Raw genomic sequence first — 16,692 nt, forward strand, 5'->3', positions numbered from 1 at the left:
GACGTGCCCTCGTAGCATGGGGCTCGTGCGCCGCCCCGACCCGCCGCGGCTGCCCGCAGCCACGCGCTTCCGCCCCCGCCTGCTCACCGCTCTCCTCGCGGTCGTCGTCCTGACCGGCACCACCGCCGCCTCGTGCGGTGGGGAGGAGTCACCGGTCGCCCTGGCGGCCGCCGGCCGGACCGCCGTCGCCGAGGTCGTCGACGCGCCGGCCACCGTGACCGCCCGCGCCGCCGCCACCCTCACCGCCGCCGCCGACGGGACGCTGGCGAGCCTCCGCGTGCAGCCCGGCCAGCGGGTCCGGCGCGGGCAGGTGCTCGCCGTCATCGACTCACCGCAGGCCGAGGAGCGGCTCCGCCAGGCCCGCGAGGCGCTCGCCGCCGCGAGGCGGGCCGGGCGCGGTGGTGGCGGGGGTGACCTGACCGGGGGGCTGCGGGGCACCGACCGCGCCGCCGACGAGACGTACGCGGCGGCCCGCGCCGCGGCGGCGAAGATCGGTGACCCGCAGCTGCGGGAGGCGCTGCTGCTCCAGGTCCGGGACGCCCAGCAGCGGTACGAGAGCGCCGCGCGCGCCGCCGACCGCGCCGTGCGCGCGGTGCAGCGCGGCGTGAGCAACCTCAACGCGGCCGTCGGCGCGCTCGCCACCGCCCAGCGGCTCCAGGCCCAGCAGGCGTACGACCTGGCGAAGGCGACCGTCGACGCGCTGACGCTGCGCGCCCCGATCGGCGGTGTCCTCCAGGCGGGCGGCACGACCACCGGGGGCGGTGTCCCGCCGGACGCGCTGGCCGGGCTGCTCGGCGGGGGTGCGGCGACCGGCCTGGACCCGTCGGCGCTCCGGCCCGTGCCGGCCGGCCCGCCGCCCGGTGTGGACGTCGCCGTCCCGGTGGGCGGCCTGGTCACCGCCGGCACGCCGGTGCTGACCATCGTCGACACCGGCCAGCTCGGGCTGCTCGCCGAGGTGGACGAGACCGACGTCCTGCTGGTCAAGGCGGGGCTGGCCGCGACCGTCGAGTTGGACGCGGTCCCCGGCGCCACGTACGAGGCGACGGTCCGTTCGGTCGACGTCCTGCCCACCACGTCGGCCCGTGGTGGGGTGGGTTACCGGGTGCGGCTGGCCCTCGGCGCGGGCCGGTTCGGCGAGGGCGAGCCGGCGCCGATCCCGCGACCCGGCATGAACGCGGTGGTCCGCCTCCAGGTACGGGAGGCCACCGACGCGGTCACCGTGCCGGCGTCGGCCGTCTTCTCCGCCGACGGGCGGGACGTGGTGTGGGTGGTACGCGACGGCCGGGCCGAGCGGGCCGCGGTGACGGTGGGGGTCCAGGGCCAGGACCTGGTGCAGATCGTCCGCGGGGTGCAGGCCGGCGATCGGGTCGTGGTCCGGGGCGCCGACCAGGTCCGCGACGGCCAGGAGCTGGGATGACCGCCCCGGCGATCGAGGCCGTGGACGTGTCGCGCACGTACCAGCTCGACGGCGTCTCGGTGCCGGCGCTGCGCGGGGTTTCGCTGACCGTCGCGCCGGGCGACTACGTGGCGCTGGTCGGGCCGTCCGGTTCCGGCAAGTCCACCCTCATGCACCTGCTCGGCGGGCTGGACCGGCCGACCGCCGGCCGCCTGGCGATCGGTGGCCGGGAGGTGGGCCGCCTCTCCGCCGGGGACCTCGCCGCGCTGCGGAACGAGACCATCGGCTTCGTCTTCCAGGCGTTCCATCTGCTGCCCCGTACCTCCGCGGTGGACAACGTGGCCCTGCCCCTGGTCTACCGCGGGGTGGGCGCCCGGCAGCGGCGGGAGCGGGCCGCCGCCATGCTCGGCCGGGTCGGCCTCGGGCACCGCCTCGACCACCGACCGAACCAGCTCTCCGGCGGCGAGCAGCAGCGGGTGGCGATCGCCCGCGCCCTGGTCACCGATCCGACGGTGCTGCTGGCCGACGAGCCGACCGGCAACCTCGACAGCGTCACCGGCGCGGCCGTTCTGGGGCTGCTGGAACGGCTCAACGCCGAGTCCGGCGTGGCACTCGTGATGGTCACCCACGACAACGAGGTGGCCGCGCGGGCCCGCCGGCGGATCGCGATGCGCGACGGGGTGGTCGTGGCGGACAGCGCCGACGAGCGTCATGATCCACCGGTGTCGGGAGACGCCGGGGCGCCTGACACACTGGTGCCCGCTCCCAGCGCGGAGTCCCGGTCCGCGTCCGGAAGCGGTCCGGGGCACCCGTCCGGTGGCACCGGTGGCGCCGCCGGCGCCACCGGGCGCCGCGCGGGTGCGGCGCCCGCGGGTGGGGGGCCCGGTGTGCCGGCCGGCGAGGGGGCCGCCCGGTGAGGCTGGCCGAGGCCTGGCGGGTGGCGCTGGACGCGCTGCGCGCCAACCGTCTGCGCAGCGCCCTCACCATGCTCGGTGTGATCATCGGCGTCGCCTCGGTGGTGATCCTCGTGGCCATCGGCACCGGGACCAAGCAGACGGTCGAGCAGCAGGTCGAGGGGCTGGGCTCGAACCTGCTGCTGGTCGTACCCGGCCGGATCGACGTGGGCTCCGCGCCCGCGCTCTCCCCGCTGACCCTGGACGACGTCGACGCGGTGTCCCGGGTGGTCGGTGACCCCGACCGGGTGGCCGTCACAGTGGCCTCCGGCGCCACCGTCCGGGCGGGCGCCCGGTCGGACTTCAGCACGGTCCAGGGCGTCCTGGAGACCACCCCGTCCGTGTTCACCCGCGAGCTGGCCCGGGGCCGCTACCTGACCGGGTCCGACGTGGACACCAGCCGCCGGGTGGCGGTGCTGGGCTCGTCCGTGGCGCGGGCGCTCTTCCCCGACCGCGATCCGGTCGGGCAGCAGGTCACCGTCTCCGGGGTCCGGTTCCGGGTGATCGGGGTCTTCGCCCCGCTCGGCCAGAGCCTCGGCGTGGACCGGGACGACGAGGTCCACGTGCCGGTCACCGCCGCGCAGCGGCTCTACGGCACGCAGCGGGTCGACGGCATCGCGGTGAAGGCGCCGGACCGCGAGCGGATCGACGAGTTGGGCGCGCGGATCGTCGCCGAGTTGAGCCGCCGGCACCCGGGGACCGAGTTCAGCGCTGTCACCCAGGAGCAGATCCTCGGTGTCCTCGGCGACATCCTGGGCATCCTCACCGGGGTGCTGGCCGCGATCGCCGGCATCTCGCTGCTGGTCGGCGGCGTCGGTGTCTCCAACATCATGCTGGTCTCGGTCCGCGAGCGGACGAGGGAGATCGGGCTGCGGAAGGCGGTCGGCGCCCGGCCGCGCGACATCGGCGTGCAGTTCCTGCTGGAGGCGGTGCTGCTCACCTCGATCGGCGGTCTGACCGGCATGGCCCTCGGGGTCGGTACGGCCCTGACCGTGGCCGCCGTGTCGCCGATCCCGGCCGCGGTGACGTGGTGGTCGCTGGCGCTGGCGTTCGGCGTCTCGGCGGCGGTGGGGATCGTGTTCGGCGTGGTGCCGGCCCAACGCGCCGGGCGGCTCGATCCCGTGGTGGCCCTGCGCTCAGAGTGACTCCGCGACCCGGACAAGGTGCCGCGATCCGGGACGAGCGGCCCGCGAAGCCGGTAAACGATGTAACAGGCGGTCGGACACCCGTGCGAATTATGATCAGTTGTACGAAGGGATCGCGCCGGTCACAGCGGCCCCGCTACCGTACTGGTAACACGCGCGTCGCCGGTCCGGTCGGAGGCTCCCAGCCGGATGGGGCGCGCCGGGCATGGGATGGGTCGGTGAGCCATGGCCGGGTCGCAGTCCGACGGTCGGCTGTCGGAGGTCAAGTTCCTGACCGTCGCCGAGGTGGCGACGGTCATGCGGGTGTCGAAGATGACGGTCTACCGCCTGGTGCACAGCGGTGAACTCACCGCGGTCCGGGTCGGCCGGTCGTTCCGCGTCCCCGAGCACGCCGTGCACGAATACCTGCGCGGTGCCTTTCAGGAAACCGCCTGAGCCGCCGCCGGCGCAGGCGGACCAGCCGGCGTGACGGGCATCGAGGGGCCGCGTTGGTCCTGCTGAGGCTCTCCGGCTACCCTGGACCCCGACCGTGACCGCAGGTGCGCTCCGCCGCCTCTCCCGCTGGTCCGGTCCGTTGTCCGCAAGCGGTCGCCGGTGTCACCCGTGGCGTCATCCGGTCCGCCCCGCACGTTGCATCGAAAGGCTGTCGTATGGGCTCGGTGGTCAAGAAGCGCCGCAAGCGCATGGCTAAGAAGAAGCACCGCAAGCTGCTGCGCAAGACCCGCGTCCAGCGTCGCCGTCTCGGCAAGTGACCGGTGCCGGGCCCGGCCCGGCACCGTCGTCACCCGCCAACTGTCGACCCTCGGAGGCTCAGGTGATCAGGCCGTGGACGTCCCGGCTCGATCCCGCCTGCCGGGGGAGGTGCGAGACATGACCCCCGGTGGCACCCCTGGTGCTCCGGGGGTCGTCGTCGTGACCGGGGTGAGCCGCTACCTCGGCGCCCACGTCGCGGCCCGGCTCGCCGCCGACCCGCGGATCGAACGCGTCATCGGCGTCGACCCGCCCGAGCCCGGCGCGGACCTGGCCGACCTGCTCGACCGCGTCGAGCGTGTCCGCGTGGACGCCGGCTCGATCGGTGGCCTGCTCGCCGACCTCGACGTGGACGCCGTCGTGCACCTCGCGCTGGTCAGCGCACCGGACCCGCAACACGGCGGCCGGGCGGCCATGAAAGAGCAGAACGTCATCGGCACGATGCAGCTGCTCGCCGCAGCCCAGCGCGCTCCCCGGCTGCGCAAGCTCGTCGTCCGCTCGTCGACCGCCGCGTACGGGGCCTCGTTCCGTGACCCGGCCGTCTTCACCGAGGAGACCGAGCCGCGCGAGGTTCCGCGCGGTGGTTTCGGCCGCGACATCCTGGACATCGAGGGGTACGTGCGAGGTTTCCGCCGCCGCCGGCCCGACGTGACCGCCACCGTCCTGCGTTTCGCGCCGTTCATCGGCTCGACCGCCGACACCACGCTGACCCGCTACTTCTCGCAGCCGGTGGTGCCCACCGTCTTCGGCCGCGACCCGCGCCTGCAGTTCCTGCACTTCGACGACGCGCTGGAGGTGCTGCACCGGTCGATCGTCGAGGACCATCCCGGGACGTACAACGTCGCCGGTCCCGGCGTGCTGGCCCTCTCCCAGGCGATCCGGCGGGCCGGCCGCGTCGCGATGCCGGTTCTCGAACCGGGCCTGTCCGGGGCGGCGGCGCTCGCGCGCAGCCTCGGCTTCGGTCGCATCGGGCTCGACCAGGTCGACCTCTTCGTGCACGGCCGGGTCGTCGACACCGGCCGGCTGGAGCGGGAGTACGGCTTCACGCCGCGCTCCACCGCCGCCGCGTTCGACGACTTCATCCGGGCGCACCGGGGCGGGGTCGTGGTGACCCGGGACCAGCTCGTCGCCGCCGAGCGGCTGGTGCTGGACGGGATCCGGCAGGTCCGGGCCGCCGCCCGGGAGCGGTCGTGACCGGCCGGCCCCGGCGCGAGCCCGCCGGCGGCGACGGCCGGTACGACGTACCACTGGCCGTGCCGGACCCGGCGGCGGAGCCGGCGCGGACCAACGGCCACCGGCCCGTCGCGGCGACCGGCTCGATGGCCGTGCCCGACGAGCTGGACCCGGCCGCGACCGACGAGCCCCTGGTGACAACGGACGAGCCGCTGGCGACGGACGAGCCGGCGGCGGTGCCGGACGAGCTGGACACGGCGGCGACCGACGAGCCGGCCGTGACCGCGGCCGGCGACCCGGCCGGTGCCGGGAGCACCGGTGCCGACGAGCGCGCCGCCGCGGTGCCGGGTGGGCCGGCGGTGCCGGACCGCCCGGGCGACCACTGGGACCGCAAGGTGGCCAACGGGCTGGCGTTCCTGCGCCGGCGGCTCGCCGGGGAGTACGAGGTCGACGAGTTCGGCTTCGACCCGCAGATCACCGAGGCGGTGTTCCACCCGCTGCTGCGACTGCTCTACCGGGACTGGTTCCGTACCGAGGTCAGCGGCCTGGAGAACGTGCCCGCCAACGGCGCCGGCCTGGTCGTGGGCAACCACTCCGGCACCGTCGCCCTCGACGCGCTGATCCTCTCGGCCGTGCTGCACGACCGGCACCCGGCGCACCGGTTCCTCCGCCTGCTCGGGGCGGACCTGGTCTTCCGGATGCCGGTGGTGTCGGAGATCGCCCGCAAGACGGGTGGCACGGTGGCCTGCAATCCGGACGCCGAGCGCCTGCTCGGCACCGGGGAGCTGGTCGGCGTCTTCCCCGAGGGCTTCAAGGGCATCGGCAAGCTGTACGCGGAGCGCTACAAGCTGCAACGCTTCGGCCGGGGCGGCTTCGTGTCGGCGGCGCTGCGCACCGGCACGCCCATCGTGCCGGTGGCGATCGTCGGGGGCGAGGAGATCTACCCGATGCTCGCCGACGTCAAGCCGCTCGCCCGGCTGCTCAAGCTCCCGTACTTCCCGATCACCCCGACCTTCCCGTGGCTCGGCCCGCTGGGCATGGTGCCGCTGCCCAGCAAGTGGCTGATCGAGTTCTGCCCGCCGATCCCCACCGCGCACCTGACCGACTCGGCCGACGATCCGCTGGTCGTGTTCAACCTCGCCGACCAGGTGCGGGAGACCATCCAGCAGACCCTGCACAAGCTGCTGGAACGCCGGCCCGATCCGTTCGGCCCGTAGGAGACGGGGGACACCCCGCCGGTAATGCGGGTGCGCCACCACCTCCGGGCGTCGTACGGTCCTGGGTTTGTGAGCAGGGTGGTCGAGGCCGTCGTACCGGCCCGGTTGGGGCGCGGTTTCCGCTGGTTGCTGGCGTCGTCGTGGGCGACGAACCTCGGCGACGGGGTGGCGGTGGCGGCCGGGCCGCTGCTGATCGCGTCGTTGACCGACAACCCGTTCCTGGTCTCGCTGGCGGCGCTGCTGCGGTGGGCCCCGCCGATGCTGTTCGGCCTGTACGCGGGCGTGCTCTCCGACCGGCTCGACCGGCGCCGGATCGTGATCGTGGCGAACGCCGTCCGGGTCGGCGTCCTGGGCGTGCTGACCCTGGCCCTGGTCACCGACCGGCTCTCGGTGTTCGGGGCGCTGCTGGCGCTGGCGCTGCTCGCCACCGGCGAGGTCTTCGCCGACAACACCACCGGAACGCTGACGCCCATGCTGGTACGCCGGGAGGACCTGGCGATCGCCAACGCCCGCGTCCTCGCCGGGTTCATCACGCTCAACCAGATGGCCGGCCCGGCGGTCGGTGCGGCGCTCTTCGCGGCCGGCCGGGCCTGGCCGTTCGCCGCCGAGGCCCTCCTCGCGGCCGCCGGACTGCTGCTGGTGTCCCGGGTGTCGTTGCCGCCCCGCGACGCGGCCCCGACGGAGGGGACCCGCAGCGTGCGGCGGGACATCGTCGAGGGACTCCGTTGGACCGTCCGCCACCCGGCCGTCCGGACGCTCTGCCTCACCATCCTGGTCTTCAACATCACGTACGGCGCGGCCTGGTCGGTCCTGGTGCTCTACGCGAGCGACCGCCTCGACCTGGGCGCCGTCGGCTTCGGCCTGCTCAGCACGGTGACGGCGGTCGGCGGGCTGCTCGGGACCGTCGGGTACGGGTGGCTGACCCGCCGGGTGAGCCTGGGCCAGATCATGCGGATCGGGCTGATCATCGAGACCCTCACCCACCTCGGTCTCGCCGTCACGACGTCGTCGTGGGTCGCCTCGGCGATCCTCTTCGTCTTCGGCGCGCACGCCTTCGTCTGGGGGACCACCTCGCTGACCGTCCGGCAGCGGGCCGTCCCCGCCCAGCTCCAGGGGCGGGTCAACAGCATCAACACCATGAGCACGTACGGCGGTCTGGTCGTCGGTTCGGCGGTGGGTGGTCTGCTGGTGACCCCGTTCGGGGTGACCGCGCCGTTCTGGTTCGCGTTCGCCGGCTCGGCGGTCCTCGTCGCCCTGCTGTGGCGGGAGTTCACCCGCATCGCGCACGAGGACGAGCCGGCTCCGGCGCCGGCCGTGGTGACCGGCTGACAGCCGCCGGGCGTCAGGAGCCGCGGTGGCGGCGTCGGTGCAGCGCCAGCCCGGCGGTGACGGCACCGGCGACGAGCCCGGCGGCGGCCGTCGACGGGACGGCGATCTTCACCGCCCGGCGACCGGTGCGGAAGTCCCGCACCTCCCAGCCGCGCTGGCGGGCTTCCCGCAGCAGCACGCTGTCCGGGTTGACCGCGACCCCCCGACCGACCGTGCTGAGCATGGGCAGGTCGTTGGACGAGTCGCTGTACGCCGTGCAGCGGGACAGGTCCAGGCCCTCCACCGCGGCGAGTTGGGTGACCGCCTCGGCCTTCGCCGGCCCGTGCATCAGGTCGCCCACCAGCCGCCCCGTGTACGCCCCGTCGGCCACCTCGGCAACGGTGCCGATGGCGCCGGACAGCCCGAGCCGGGCGGCGATGATCCGGCCGATCTCCACGGGTGCCGCGCTGACCAGCCAGACCCGCTCGCCGGCGTCGAGGTGGCCCTGGGCGAGGCGGCGGGTGCCGGCCCAGATCCGGGGGGCCATCAGCTCGTCGAAGATCTCCTCCGCGAGCCGCTCCACGTCGTCCACCCGCCAGCCCTCGATGAACGCGAGGGCGGTCTCCTTGGCCTGGGACATGTCACCCGCGTGCTCGGTGGCCAGCACCCGGAACCGGAGCTGCTGCCAGGCGAACCGGAGCAGGTCCCCGGTGGTGAAGTAGTTGCGCGCGGCCAGCCCACGGGCGAACCAGTAGATCGAGGCGCCCTGCATCATCGTGTTGTCCACGTCGAAGAAGGCGGCGGCCGTCGGATCCGGCGCCGGGGGCGCGGCGTCCGTCTCGGCCCAGCCGGACGTGTGACCGTGGGTGTCGGTGCTGACCGTCACCTTACGGCTGCGGGCCACCCGCCCTCCCTCCGCTCGACCGGCGCGCGGTGCGCCACCTCGCGAGGGTAGCCGGGAGCGTGGCCGGTCCGGGCGTACCTCGGGTCAGCTGTGGCGTGTACGGCTCCCACGCACCGTGGCTCCTAGCGGTCGGCGGGGCAGGTGGCCGGGGCCGGGCCGAGGGCGTCACTGCCGAGCGGGGCGGGCAGGCCGCAGGTGATCGCGGCGCGCAGCGCGTCCGAGCGCTTGCGGACGGCGTCCAGCAGGGCGAGCGAGCGGCGGGTGCGGTCCCGCTCGGCGCGTGTCCCTTCGTCGAGCAGGGCGCTGACCGCCTGCTGCTGCGCGGTGACGAAGGTGTTGACCGCGTCCAGCGGCGCCGGGTCGGAGCGCTGCGCGGCGGCTCCGGTCAGCAGGCGTACGCCCTGGCGGGTGTCGGCGTCCATGTCGTCCAGGACGCCGCTGTACCCGGCCCGGTCGCCCCGGAGTTCCGCCGCCTCGCTCAGCCGGGTGCGGGCGAAGCCCAGGAAGAGCTGCCCGCGGCTCACGTCCGAGCTGGTGAGCGCGAGCTGAGCGCGCTCGGTCGAGCGCTTCATGCCGTACAGCGCGTCGCCCGGTACGGCGTTCTCGCTGGCGGCCGAGATGCCGGAGACGGCCACGGCCCCGGCCGCGATGCCGACGAGGATGGCGCCCCGGGCGCGGGCCCGTCGGGCGGTGACCGGCGGCAGCAGTGACGGGCGGAACGCCCTGGTGCGGCGCGTCGTCGGGCCGGTCGCGGTGTCGGCGGCGGGTGCGCCGATGCCCTCGCGTTCGGCGGTGGCCAGCAGCATCGCCCGCAGGCCGGTACGGAACTCCGGGTCCACGTCAACGGCCGGGGGGCCGGCGCTGAGCCGCTGTCCGACCGCGACGAGGGCGATGAGTTCGTCGTCCAGACGGGACCGCTTGTGGTGCCGCCGGCCGCCGTTGGCCTCGTCGAGAAGCTGAGCGAAGCGTTCGGCGCGCCGACGGGAGAAGAGGTCGCTGTCCACCGTTGGGCACCTCCTCTCGCTGGTCACGGCCGGTCGGCCGCGGTCGTCACCGGCGACCGGTGACGGCGGCACACCACAGGGAGGCTCGTGGCCGGCGGGAATGCCGGATCTGAGGAGCCCGGGGGGACGCCGGGACTGCCAACGGTCGCACCCGGAGAAACGCGCCGCGCAGGGTAAGGGTTACGGGGCGGCCGGGGGAGAAATCACGGAAAGTGATGGTTCTCACCGGGCGGTTACCGCCGCCGAGCTGCGCCGACGTTGCTCGGGACGCCCGGGGGTCACGGTTGGAAGCCGTCGGGCAGCAGCCGCGCCAGCGCGCGTACCGCTCGGTACTGCAAGGCCTTGATCGCGCCCTCGTTCTTGCCCATCGCCCGGGCCGTCTCCGCGACCGAGAAGCCCTGGAGAAAGCGGAGCACGATGCACTCCTGCTGCTCGGGGTTGAGCTGCTTGACGGCGCTGAGCAGGGCGACGTTCGTGATGTGCTCGACCACCGCCGCCTCCGGGCTGCCTTCCGGCCCCCGGTCCTCACGGTCGGCGTCGAGGACGTCCCCGGTGGTCACCTCCAGCCGGTACCGGCCGGACTTGAAGTGGTCCGCGACCAGGTTGCGGGCGATGGTCACCAGCCACGCCCCGAGGTCCCGGCCCTGCCAGGTGAAGCTGCCGATCCGTTTCAGCGCGCGCAGGAAGGTGTCGGACGTCAGGTCCTCCGCCAACTGGCGGTTGCCGACCCGGAAGTAGACGAACCGGAAGACCGTGTCGACGTACCGGTCGTAGATCAGACCGAAGGCCTCGGCCTCACCGGCCTGCGCCCGCTCGACCAGCGCCCAGACCTCGGTGGCCGGGTCGGACGGGTCGGGGCGGCTGGGGAAGCCGGTCGTGGTGCCCGGCGTGGCGGCGGACACCGCCGGCAGCACCGCGGTCTCGGTGGTGGACGGGTCGGCCGTGGCCGGCGGGTCGGCGGCCCGTCGGCCCTGCACCGGCATCGTCGGTCGGGCCGGTGTCGCGACCCGGCCCCCGATCGGCTTGGCGTTCCCGCCCGGTGTGGCCGGTCTCGCCGGCGCCTCGTTGTGGTGTGGTCGGTTGCGCACGCGGCTCGACGCCCCGTCGCCACGCGTGGTGAGGCTTCCGGTGTCCTCCACCGGGCCGCGGGCGACCGGCCGTTCGTTCATCACGGGGCGCGGGCCCGGACCGGTCAGACCGAGCGGGCGGTCCGCGTAGCCGAAGGTCGTCATCGGGCCACCTCCGTCCCGCCGGTCACGCGCCGCGTGCCGGGTGCGACCGGTACGCGGGGGTCGGGCAGGGCGGGTCGGGGGTGTGCCGACGGGCGGCAGATCCCCTTGAGGTGCTGGTCCAATGCGCTCACGGGCACGGGGGCCTCCTCGGGCTGAGGGGTGTCGACTCACGGCAAATGGGGTGAGCCGACCCGAGTGATGATAGGGCCAACGTCACCCGCGCGTGGCAAGTCCGTTACACAGGGCCAAAGTATTTCCCGCTGTGTCGCACGGATGGCGGACCGGTTGTCCGTCGTGTGCGGTTGACTTTCGGATTTGCCGGTGGTCCGCAGTGGATTCCCAGGTGGAGAGGGTTGCGGCGAGCCGACTCGGCGGTCCGCTCGACCCGGTCGGCCGAGGGTGGGTCGGTGTGTCGGCCGGTCTGGTGTTGTCCTGTAGACGGGACCGGGGGACGTCACAGGTGGTGTGAAGCGTCGGTCCCGTCGGCGGGACCGGGCCGGGGTGGCCGTCGAGGACGGTCGATGGTGACTGTCCGACGGGCCGACACCCGGCGTGGCTGGCCGGCGTGGCATGGCCGGCCGACCCCGGCTGTGCCAGACTCAGCGACCGTGCAGGACGCAGCAGGAAACACCGTGTCGACCCTCGCCGACCGGCTCCGCCGGGCGGCCACCACCCGCGGCGACCGTCCCGCGCTGCACTGGCGCGACGAGACCCTGACCTGGTCCGAACTGGACGCCGCCGTGACCGCCGTCGCGCACGCGCTGGCCACCCAGGCGGTCGCCGCCGACCGGCACCCGCCCCGGGTCGCGATCGCGCTCGGCAACACGCCGGACTTCGTGGTCAGCTACCTGGCCACGCTCCGCGCCGGCCTGGTCGCGGTGCCGGTCAACCCCGCCTTCACCGCCCGCGAACTGACCCACGTTCTGGCTGACTCCGGTGCGTCCGTGCTGATCGGCACCCCGCCGGTCCGCGACCGGGTCGCCGACGTGGCCGGTGAGCTGCCGGCCCTCGCCGCCGTGCACACCGCGCCCCCGACGGGGGACGGCGACGGCGGCTTTCCCACCCGGGGCGGTGACGACCTCGCCGTGCTGCTGTACACCTCCGGCACCGAGGGACGGCCGAAGGGGGCGATGCTGTCGCACCGCGCCCTGGCGGCCAACCACGAGCAGGTCGACCGCATCGAGCCGCCCGTCGTGGGCCCGGACGACACGCTGCTGCTCGCCTTGCCGCTGTTCCACGCGTACGGGCTCAACTCCGGGCTCGGTGCGGTCGTCCACCATGGCGCCACCGGTGTGCTCGTCGACGACCTCGGCGGCGACGCGGGGCTGGCGGAGATCGCCCGGCACCGGGTGACCGTGCTGGTCGGCGTACCGTCCATGGTCGCGGCCTGGTCCACGGCGGACGCCGGGACCGCCACGGCGGCGCTGGCGTCGGTGCGGGTGGCGGTCTGCGGCGCGGCGCCGCTGGAGCCGGCCGCCGCGGCACGCTTCAGCGAGGTCACCGGGCTGCCGGTGCACGTCGGGTACGGGCTGACCGAGACCGCTCCGGTGCTCACCTCCACCCTCGTGGGCGGGGAGCCGAAGCCCGGCTCGATCGGCCGTCCGCTGCCCGGCGTCGACCTGCGCCTGGTCGCCCCGGACGGCACCGACCTGTGGCGGGACGGTGTGGCGGTGCCCGACGACGACGCCGACGAGCTGGACATCGCCGACACCGCACCCGGCACCGACCCGGGCCAGATCGTGGTGCGCGGGGCCAACCTGTTCTCCGGCTACTGGCCGGACGGGCGAGGCGGGCCCGACGCCGAGGGCTGGTGGGCGACCGGGGACGTGGCGTACGCCGACGACGACGGCGACCTGTTCCTGGTCGACCGGATCGGCGAGCTGATCCTGGTCAACGGCTTCAACGTCTACCCGCACGAGGTCGAGCTGGTGCTCGCCGCGCACCCGGGCGTGGCGGAGTCGGCGGTACTGGGTGTGCCGCACCCGCGGACCGGCGAGACTGTCCAGGCGTACGTGGTGCCGGAGCCGGGGCGGGCGGTGACGGTGCAGGACGTGCTCGCCCACTGCGCCCGCAACCTCGCCCGCTTCAAGTGCCCGACCGCCGTCGAGTTCGTCGACGAGTTGCCGTACTCGGCGATCGGGAAGGTCCGCAAGACGCTGCTCCGGCCACCGGCCGGGGCGACGCCCGCGCCGCCGGCCCCGACGGCGCCGGCCAGCCACCCGCCGGTCCGGACCGGCGCGACGGAGGAGACCGATGCGTGAACCCCGCCTCACCCTGATCACCCGGCCGGACTGCCACCTCTGCGAGGACGCGAAGGCCGCGCTGGACCGGGTGGTGTCGGTCACCGGGGACCGGTGGATCGAGAAGGACGTGACCGGCGACATCGAGCTGGAGCGGGAGTACGGCGACCGGTTGCCGGTGGTGCTGCTCGACGGCAAGGAGCACGGCTACTGGCGCGTCGAGGAGGAGCGCCTGCTGCGCGACCTCACCACCCCGCAGCTCTGACCGTCGGCGCGCGGTAGCGAACCCACGCCGGCCGTGGCCGGGTCGATAGGGTTCGGTTCATGACCCCTGCGCACCCCCACCTGGTATGGGACTGGAACGGCACCCTGCTCAACGACCTGGACCTGGTCGTGGCGTCCACCAACGCGGCGTTCGCCAGCGTCGGCGGGCCGGCGGTCACCGCCGACGAGCACCGGGTCCGGTTCCGCCGGCCGATCGCGGACTACTACGCGGAGGTGCTCGGGCAGGCGGTCGACGAGGACGCGTTCGGCCGGCTCGACAGGATCTTCCACGACGCGTACCGGGACGGGCTGATTACCTGCGCGCTGGCCCACGACGCGGTCGAGGCGATGTCGTCCTGGCCGGGCGGGCAGTCGCTGCTGTCCATGTGGTTCCACGACGAGCTGGTGCCGGCCGTCCACACGTACGGGTTGACCGGCCGCTTCCTGCGGGTCGACGGGCTGCGGGCGACGGTCGGCGGTGACCGCAAGGCCGAGTCGCTGGGCCGGCACCTTGCCGAGCTGGGAATCGACGGCCGGGACGTGGTGCTGGTCGGCGACTCCCTGGACGACGCCGACGCCGCCTTGTCCGTGGGTGGCCGCGCGGTCCTCTACACCGGCGGCTTCACCGATCCGGCCCGGCTGAGGTCCTCCGGCCACCCGGTGGCCGACACCCTCACCGAAGCGGTGACCCTGGCCCGCACCCTGTAACCCGCCCGCGGGGGGCGTCAGGTCCGGAGGTAGGTCAGGACGGCCCGGACCCGGCGGTGCTGTTCCGTGTCGGGCGGCAGGTCGAGCTTGGTGAAGATGTTGCGGACGTGCTTCTCCACCGCACCGTCCGTCACCACCAGGGCGCGGGCGATGGCGGTGTTGGAGTGGCCCTCGGCCATCAGGGCGAGCACCTCCCGCTCCCGCGGCGTCAGGCCGCGCAGCGGGTCGTCGCGGCGGCGCCGGGCGAAGAGCTGGCCGATCACCTCGGGGTCGAGCACGGTGCCGCCGCGGGAGACCCGCTCCAGCGCGTCGAGGAACTCACCGATCGCGGCCACCCGGTCCTTGAGCAGGTAACCGATCCCGGCCCCGGTGGCGAGCAGGTCGTCGGCGTACGACACCTCGACGTACTGGGACAGCACCAGGATCGGGGTCCGGGGCACCAGCCGGCGGGCCTCCACCGCCGCCCGCAACCCCTCGTCGGTGTGCGACGGGGGCATCCGGACGTCGACGATCGACACGTCCGGGCGGTGCGCCACCACCGCCGCCACCAGGGCGTCACCGTCGCCGACGGCGGACACCACCTGGTGCCCGCGCTCAGTGAGCAGCCGGACCAGCCCCTCCCGGAGCAGGACGGCGTCGTCGGCGATCACGATCCGCATGGACCTGTTGTCTACCACGTCGGTGCCGGACCCGGCCCGCTCGTCGTCCGCCGGTCGACACCGCGGCTCACCGCGGGAGGTCCGCGCGTACCTCGGTGGGGCCGCCGGGCGGGCTGGTCACGGTGAACCGGCCCCCGGCCGCCCGGACGCGGTCGGCGATCCCGGCCAGCCCGTGGCCCTTGGCCAGGTGCGCGCCGCCGTCGCCGTCGTCCGCCACCGCGACCCGCAGCAGCGGGCCGTCCCGTTCCACGGTGACGCGGCACTCGGTGGCCCGGCTGTGCTTCGCCACGTTGGTCAGGGCCTCCGCGACGACGAAGTACGCCGTGCTCTCGACCGCCGGGTCGAGCCGACCGCCGAACGCGCCGAGCGCCGGGTCGACCCGCAGCTCGATCGGGATCAGCCCGCGCCCGGCGAGCGCGGCGAGGGCGCTGGGCAGGCCCCGGTCGACCAGGATGGGCGGCGCGATACCCCGGGACAGGGCGCGCAGTTCGGCGAGGGTCTCGCGGGTCTGGCCGACCGCCTCGTCCAGCGTCCGGCGGGCCGCCTCCGGATCGGAGGCGAGCTGCTCGCGGGCCCGGCTGAGGTCCATGGCGAGGCGGACCAGGCGCTGCTGCGGCCCGTCGTGGATGTCGCGTTCCAACCGGCGCAGCGCGCTCGCCTCGGCGGACACCGCGGCGCGCTTCTGCTCCTCGAGCGTGGTGATCCGGTTGCGCATCTCGGCGACGCCGGTCAGCAGGGAACGGGCCAGGCCGGCCTGGAGCCGGGCGCAGGCGCGGGCGACCAGTGGCAACGTGAACAGGAAGAACACGCCGATGGCGGTGTTCAGGAAGATCCGTGCGGCGGTGCCGTCGCCCATCCCGAGGAGCTGGCTGAGGTCCTGGTCGTCCGGGCCCCGCGGGATCGCCCAGTCGTACGCCCCGTAGAGCGTGCCGGCGACGCCGACCGCCCACCAGACGATCAGCACGACCACGGTCGGCAGCGCCACCAGCAGCTTGCCGAAGGCGTGCAGCAGGTCGAGCCAGGACTGGAGATCACGCAGCGGCACCACGACGCGGCGCCAGAACCGCGCGTCCGGGGTGGGCGTCAGGTAGTCCGGGCGGACGCGGGGAAGGTGCAGCACGGCGGGAAGCCGGAGCCGTTCGAGGTCGGCCAGGGCCCGGGCCGCGTACAGGGTGCCGGCGAGGACCGGCAGGCCGAGCGTGGTGACCAGCAGGGCGGCGGTGAGTGAGATCCCGGCCACGGTCAGCACGAAGCCGACCAGCGCGAGCGGCAGGCCGAACAGCACGTAGCCCGAGTCGCGCAGGACCTGGCGGGCGAGGCTGTGGACGGGCGTGGCGGGGGCCGGCGCGCTGCCCACTGGTACGGCGGTCATGCAGCGAGGCTATGGGCCGGTGGCCGTCCGGCCCATCCCGTACACCGCCCTCCGGGTGGTGGGGCTGGCCCTACCACGTTCGACCCCGGGTGTGACGCGCCCGCGCGCGATTGGTCAGAGAAGTCGCAATTGAGCAATAATCGGCGGGCGGCGCCGGCCGGAGGCCGCCGGATCGATCTTGCGGAATGGAGGGCCTGGTGGAGCCGCGTCGGGCGCGATCAAGATCGCGATTTGTGCGTGTCTTCACAAGCGCCTACCCTGTAGTTCCGACGCGCCCTGCTAGCACAGCCGGCAACCTCGGTCGCCAGCGGGAGTCCCGAAGCGGCCGACCGGCGGAGTTGGCCCAGGATCGCACCGCACGGAGTCT

16 protein-coding genes are annotated in these 16,692 nt (G+C 74.4%); 11 read left to right on the forward strand and 5 right to left on the reverse strand.

The genetic code is table 11. From position 1 onward, the window contains the following. The first annotated feature begins 16 nt into the window (after nt 1-16). The 8 genes from GKC29_RS07375 (at nt 17) to GKC29_RS07410 (ending at nt 7,963) form a co-directional block, all read left to right on the forward strand. Nucleotides 17-1,417 carry an efflux RND transporter periplasmic adaptor subunit gene (locus GKC29_RS07375; RefSeq protein ID WP_155330113.1) on the forward strand — a complete coding sequence of 467 codons (1,401 nt, stop codon included), beginning with the start codon at nt 17-19 and terminating at the stop codon, nt 1,415-1,417. Beyond that, on the forward strand, nt 1,414-2,313 hold the full coding sequence (locus GKC29_RS07380) for an ABC transporter ATP-binding protein (RefSeq protein ID WP_230688949.1): 900 nt from the start codon (nt 1,414-1,416) through the stop codon (nt 2,311-2,313). Before GKC29_RS07375 ends, GKC29_RS07380 begins: the two co-directional genes overlap by 4 nt. Further along, the gene (locus tag GKC29_RS07385; RefSeq protein WP_155330114.1) at nt 2,310-3,494 is read left to right on the forward strand and encodes an ABC transporter permease; all 1,185 of its coding nucleotides are present in this window, start codon (nt 2,310-2,312) and stop codon (nt 3,492-3,494) included. Before GKC29_RS07380 ends, GKC29_RS07385 begins: the two co-directional genes overlap by 4 nt. 225 nt (nt 3,495-3,719) lie before the next feature. Further along, entirely contained in the window at nt 3,720-3,929 is a 210-nt protein-coding gene (locus tag GKC29_RS07390) for a helix-turn-helix domain-containing protein (RefSeq protein WP_007465625.1), read from the forward strand. A 215-nt stretch (nt 3,930-4,144) separates the two neighbouring features. Continuing rightward, nucleotides 4,145-4,246: a 30S ribosomal protein bS22 gene (locus GKC29_RS07395; RefSeq protein ID WP_007465623.1), complete on the forward strand. Its 102-nt coding sequence runs from the start codon at nt 4,145-4,147 to the stop codon at nt 4,244-4,246. Between the two features lie 118 nt (nt 4,247-4,364). Next, a complete protein-coding gene (locus tag GKC29_RS07400; RefSeq protein ID WP_155330115.1) occupies nt 4,365-5,438 on the forward strand; it encodes an NAD-dependent epimerase/dehydratase family protein in 1,074 nt (357 codons plus the stop codon). 320 nt (nt 5,439-5,758) lie between these two features. Next, a complete protein-coding gene (locus tag GKC29_RS07405) occupies nt 5,759-6,634 on the forward strand; it encodes a lysophospholipid acyltransferase family protein (protein ID WP_155334025.1) in 876 nt (291 codons plus the stop codon). 69 nt (nt 6,635-6,703) lie between these two features. After that, entirely contained in the window at nt 6,704-7,963 is a 1,260-nt protein-coding gene (locus tag GKC29_RS07410) for an MFS transporter (protein WP_155330116.1), read from the forward strand. A 13-nt stretch (nt 7,964-7,976) separates the two neighbouring features. Here GKC29_RS07410 and GKC29_RS07415 read toward each other — a convergent pair whose 3' ends face one another. From GKC29_RS07415 to GKC29_RS07425, 3 genes are all read right to left on the reverse strand, one after another. Then, nucleotides 7,977-8,846 (reverse strand): HAD family phosphatase, encoded by an 870-nt coding sequence (locus GKC29_RS07415; protein WP_155330117.1) that lies wholly within the window; start codon nt 8,844-8,846, stop codon nt 7,977-7,979. A gap of 122 nt (nt 8,847-8,968) precedes the next feature. Then, nucleotides 8,969-9,850, reverse strand: coding sequence for a DUF5667 domain-containing protein (locus tag GKC29_RS07420; RefSeq protein WP_155330118.1), 882 nt, complete (start codon nt 9,848-9,850; stop codon nt 8,969-8,971). Between the two features lie 278 nt (nt 9,851-10,128). Continuing rightward, the gene (locus GKC29_RS07425; RefSeq protein WP_155330119.1) at nt 10,129-11,082 is read right to left on the reverse strand and encodes an ECF subfamily RNA polymerase sigma factor, BldN family; all 954 of its coding nucleotides are present in this window, start codon (nt 11,080-11,082) and stop codon (nt 10,129-10,131) included. A gap of 521 nt (nt 11,083-11,603) precedes the next feature. Between GKC29_RS07425 and GKC29_RS07430 the strand changes: the two genes are divergently transcribed. From GKC29_RS07430 to GKC29_RS07440, 3 genes are read left to right on the forward strand one after another with little or no spacing between them, the layout of a single operon-like run. Continuing rightward, nucleotides 11,604-13,343: an AMP-binding protein gene (locus tag GKC29_RS07430; RefSeq protein ID WP_155330120.1), complete on the forward strand. Its 1,740-nt coding sequence runs from the start codon at nt 11,604-11,606 to the stop codon at nt 13,341-13,343. Beyond that, nucleotides 13,336-13,587 (forward strand): glutaredoxin family protein, encoded by a 252-nt coding sequence (locus GKC29_RS07435; protein ID WP_155330121.1) that lies wholly within the window; start codon nt 13,336-13,338, stop codon nt 13,585-13,587. The genes GKC29_RS07430 and GKC29_RS07435 overlap by 8 nt, the downstream gene beginning before the upstream one ends. Before the next feature lie 59 nt (nt 13,588-13,646). Continuing rightward, the gene (locus tag GKC29_RS07440) at nt 13,647-14,294 is read left to right on the forward strand and encodes an HAD family hydrolase (RefSeq protein ID WP_155330122.1); all 648 of its coding nucleotides are present in this window, start codon (nt 13,647-13,649) and stop codon (nt 14,292-14,294) included. Between the two features lie 17 nt (nt 14,295-14,311). On the opposite strand, the gene GKC29_RS07445 is transcribed toward GKC29_RS07440, so the two are convergent. After that, on the reverse strand, nt 14,312-14,953 hold the full coding sequence (locus tag GKC29_RS07445; RefSeq protein ID WP_155330123.1) for a response regulator transcription factor: 642 nt from the start codon (nt 14,951-14,953) through the stop codon (nt 14,312-14,314). Between the two features lie 67 nt (nt 14,954-15,020). Beyond that, nucleotides 15,021-16,325: a sensor histidine kinase gene (locus GKC29_RS07450; protein ID WP_155330124.1), complete on the reverse strand. Its 1,305-nt coding sequence runs from the start codon at nt 16,323-16,325 to the stop codon at nt 15,021-15,023. Between the last annotated feature and the right edge of the window lie 367 nt (nt 16,326-16,692).

This window comes from Micromonospora sp. WMMC415 (genome assembly GCF_009707425.1).
GTDB lineage: Bacteria > Actinomycetota > Actinomycetes > Mycobacteriales > Micromonosporaceae > Micromonospora.

Bases quoted from the DNA above. Each gene is read 5' to 3' on its own strand.
- GKC29_RS07375 (WP_155330113.1), top strand. From the start codon at position 17: ATGGGGCTCGTGCGCCGCCCCGACCCGCCGCGGCTGCCCGCAGCCACG.
- GKC29_RS07380 (WP_230688949.1), top strand. From the start codon at position 1,414: ATGACCGCCCCGGCGATCGAGGCCGTGGACGTGTCGCGCACGTACCAG.
- GKC29_RS07390 (WP_007465625.1), top strand. From the start codon at position 3,720: ATGGCCGGGTCGCAGTCCGACGGTCGGCTGTCGGAGGTCAAGTTCCTG.
- GKC29_RS07395 (WP_007465623.1), top strand. From the start codon at position 4,145: ATGGGCTCGGTGGTCAAGAAGCGCCGCAAGCGCATGGCTAAGAAGAAG.
- GKC29_RS07400 (WP_155330115.1), top strand. From the start codon at position 4,365: ATGACCCCCGGTGGCACCCCTGGTGCTCCGGGGGTCGTCGTCGTGACC.
- GKC29_RS07425 (WP_155330119.1), bottom strand. From the start codon at position 11,082: ATGACGACCTTCGGCTACGCGGACCGCCCGCTCGGTCTGACCGGTCCG.
- GKC29_RS07430 (WP_155330120.1), top strand. From the start codon at position 11,604: ATGGTGACTGTCCGACGGGCCGACACCCGGCGTGGCTGGCCGGCGTGG.
- GKC29_RS07435 (WP_155330121.1), top strand. From the start codon at position 13,336: ATGCGTGAACCCCGCCTCACCCTGATCACCCGGCCGGACTGCCACCTC.
- GKC29_RS07440 (WP_155330122.1), top strand. From the start codon at position 13,647: ATGACCCCTGCGCACCCCCACCTGGTATGGGACTGGAACGGCACCCTG.
- GKC29_RS07445 (WP_155330123.1), bottom strand. From the start codon at position 14,953: ATGCGGATCGTGATCGCCGACGACGCCGTCCTGCTCCGGGAGGGGCTG.
- GKC29_RS07450 (WP_155330124.1), bottom strand. From the start codon at position 16,325: ATGACCGCCGTACCAGTGGGCAGCGCGCCGGCCCCCGCCACGCCCGTC.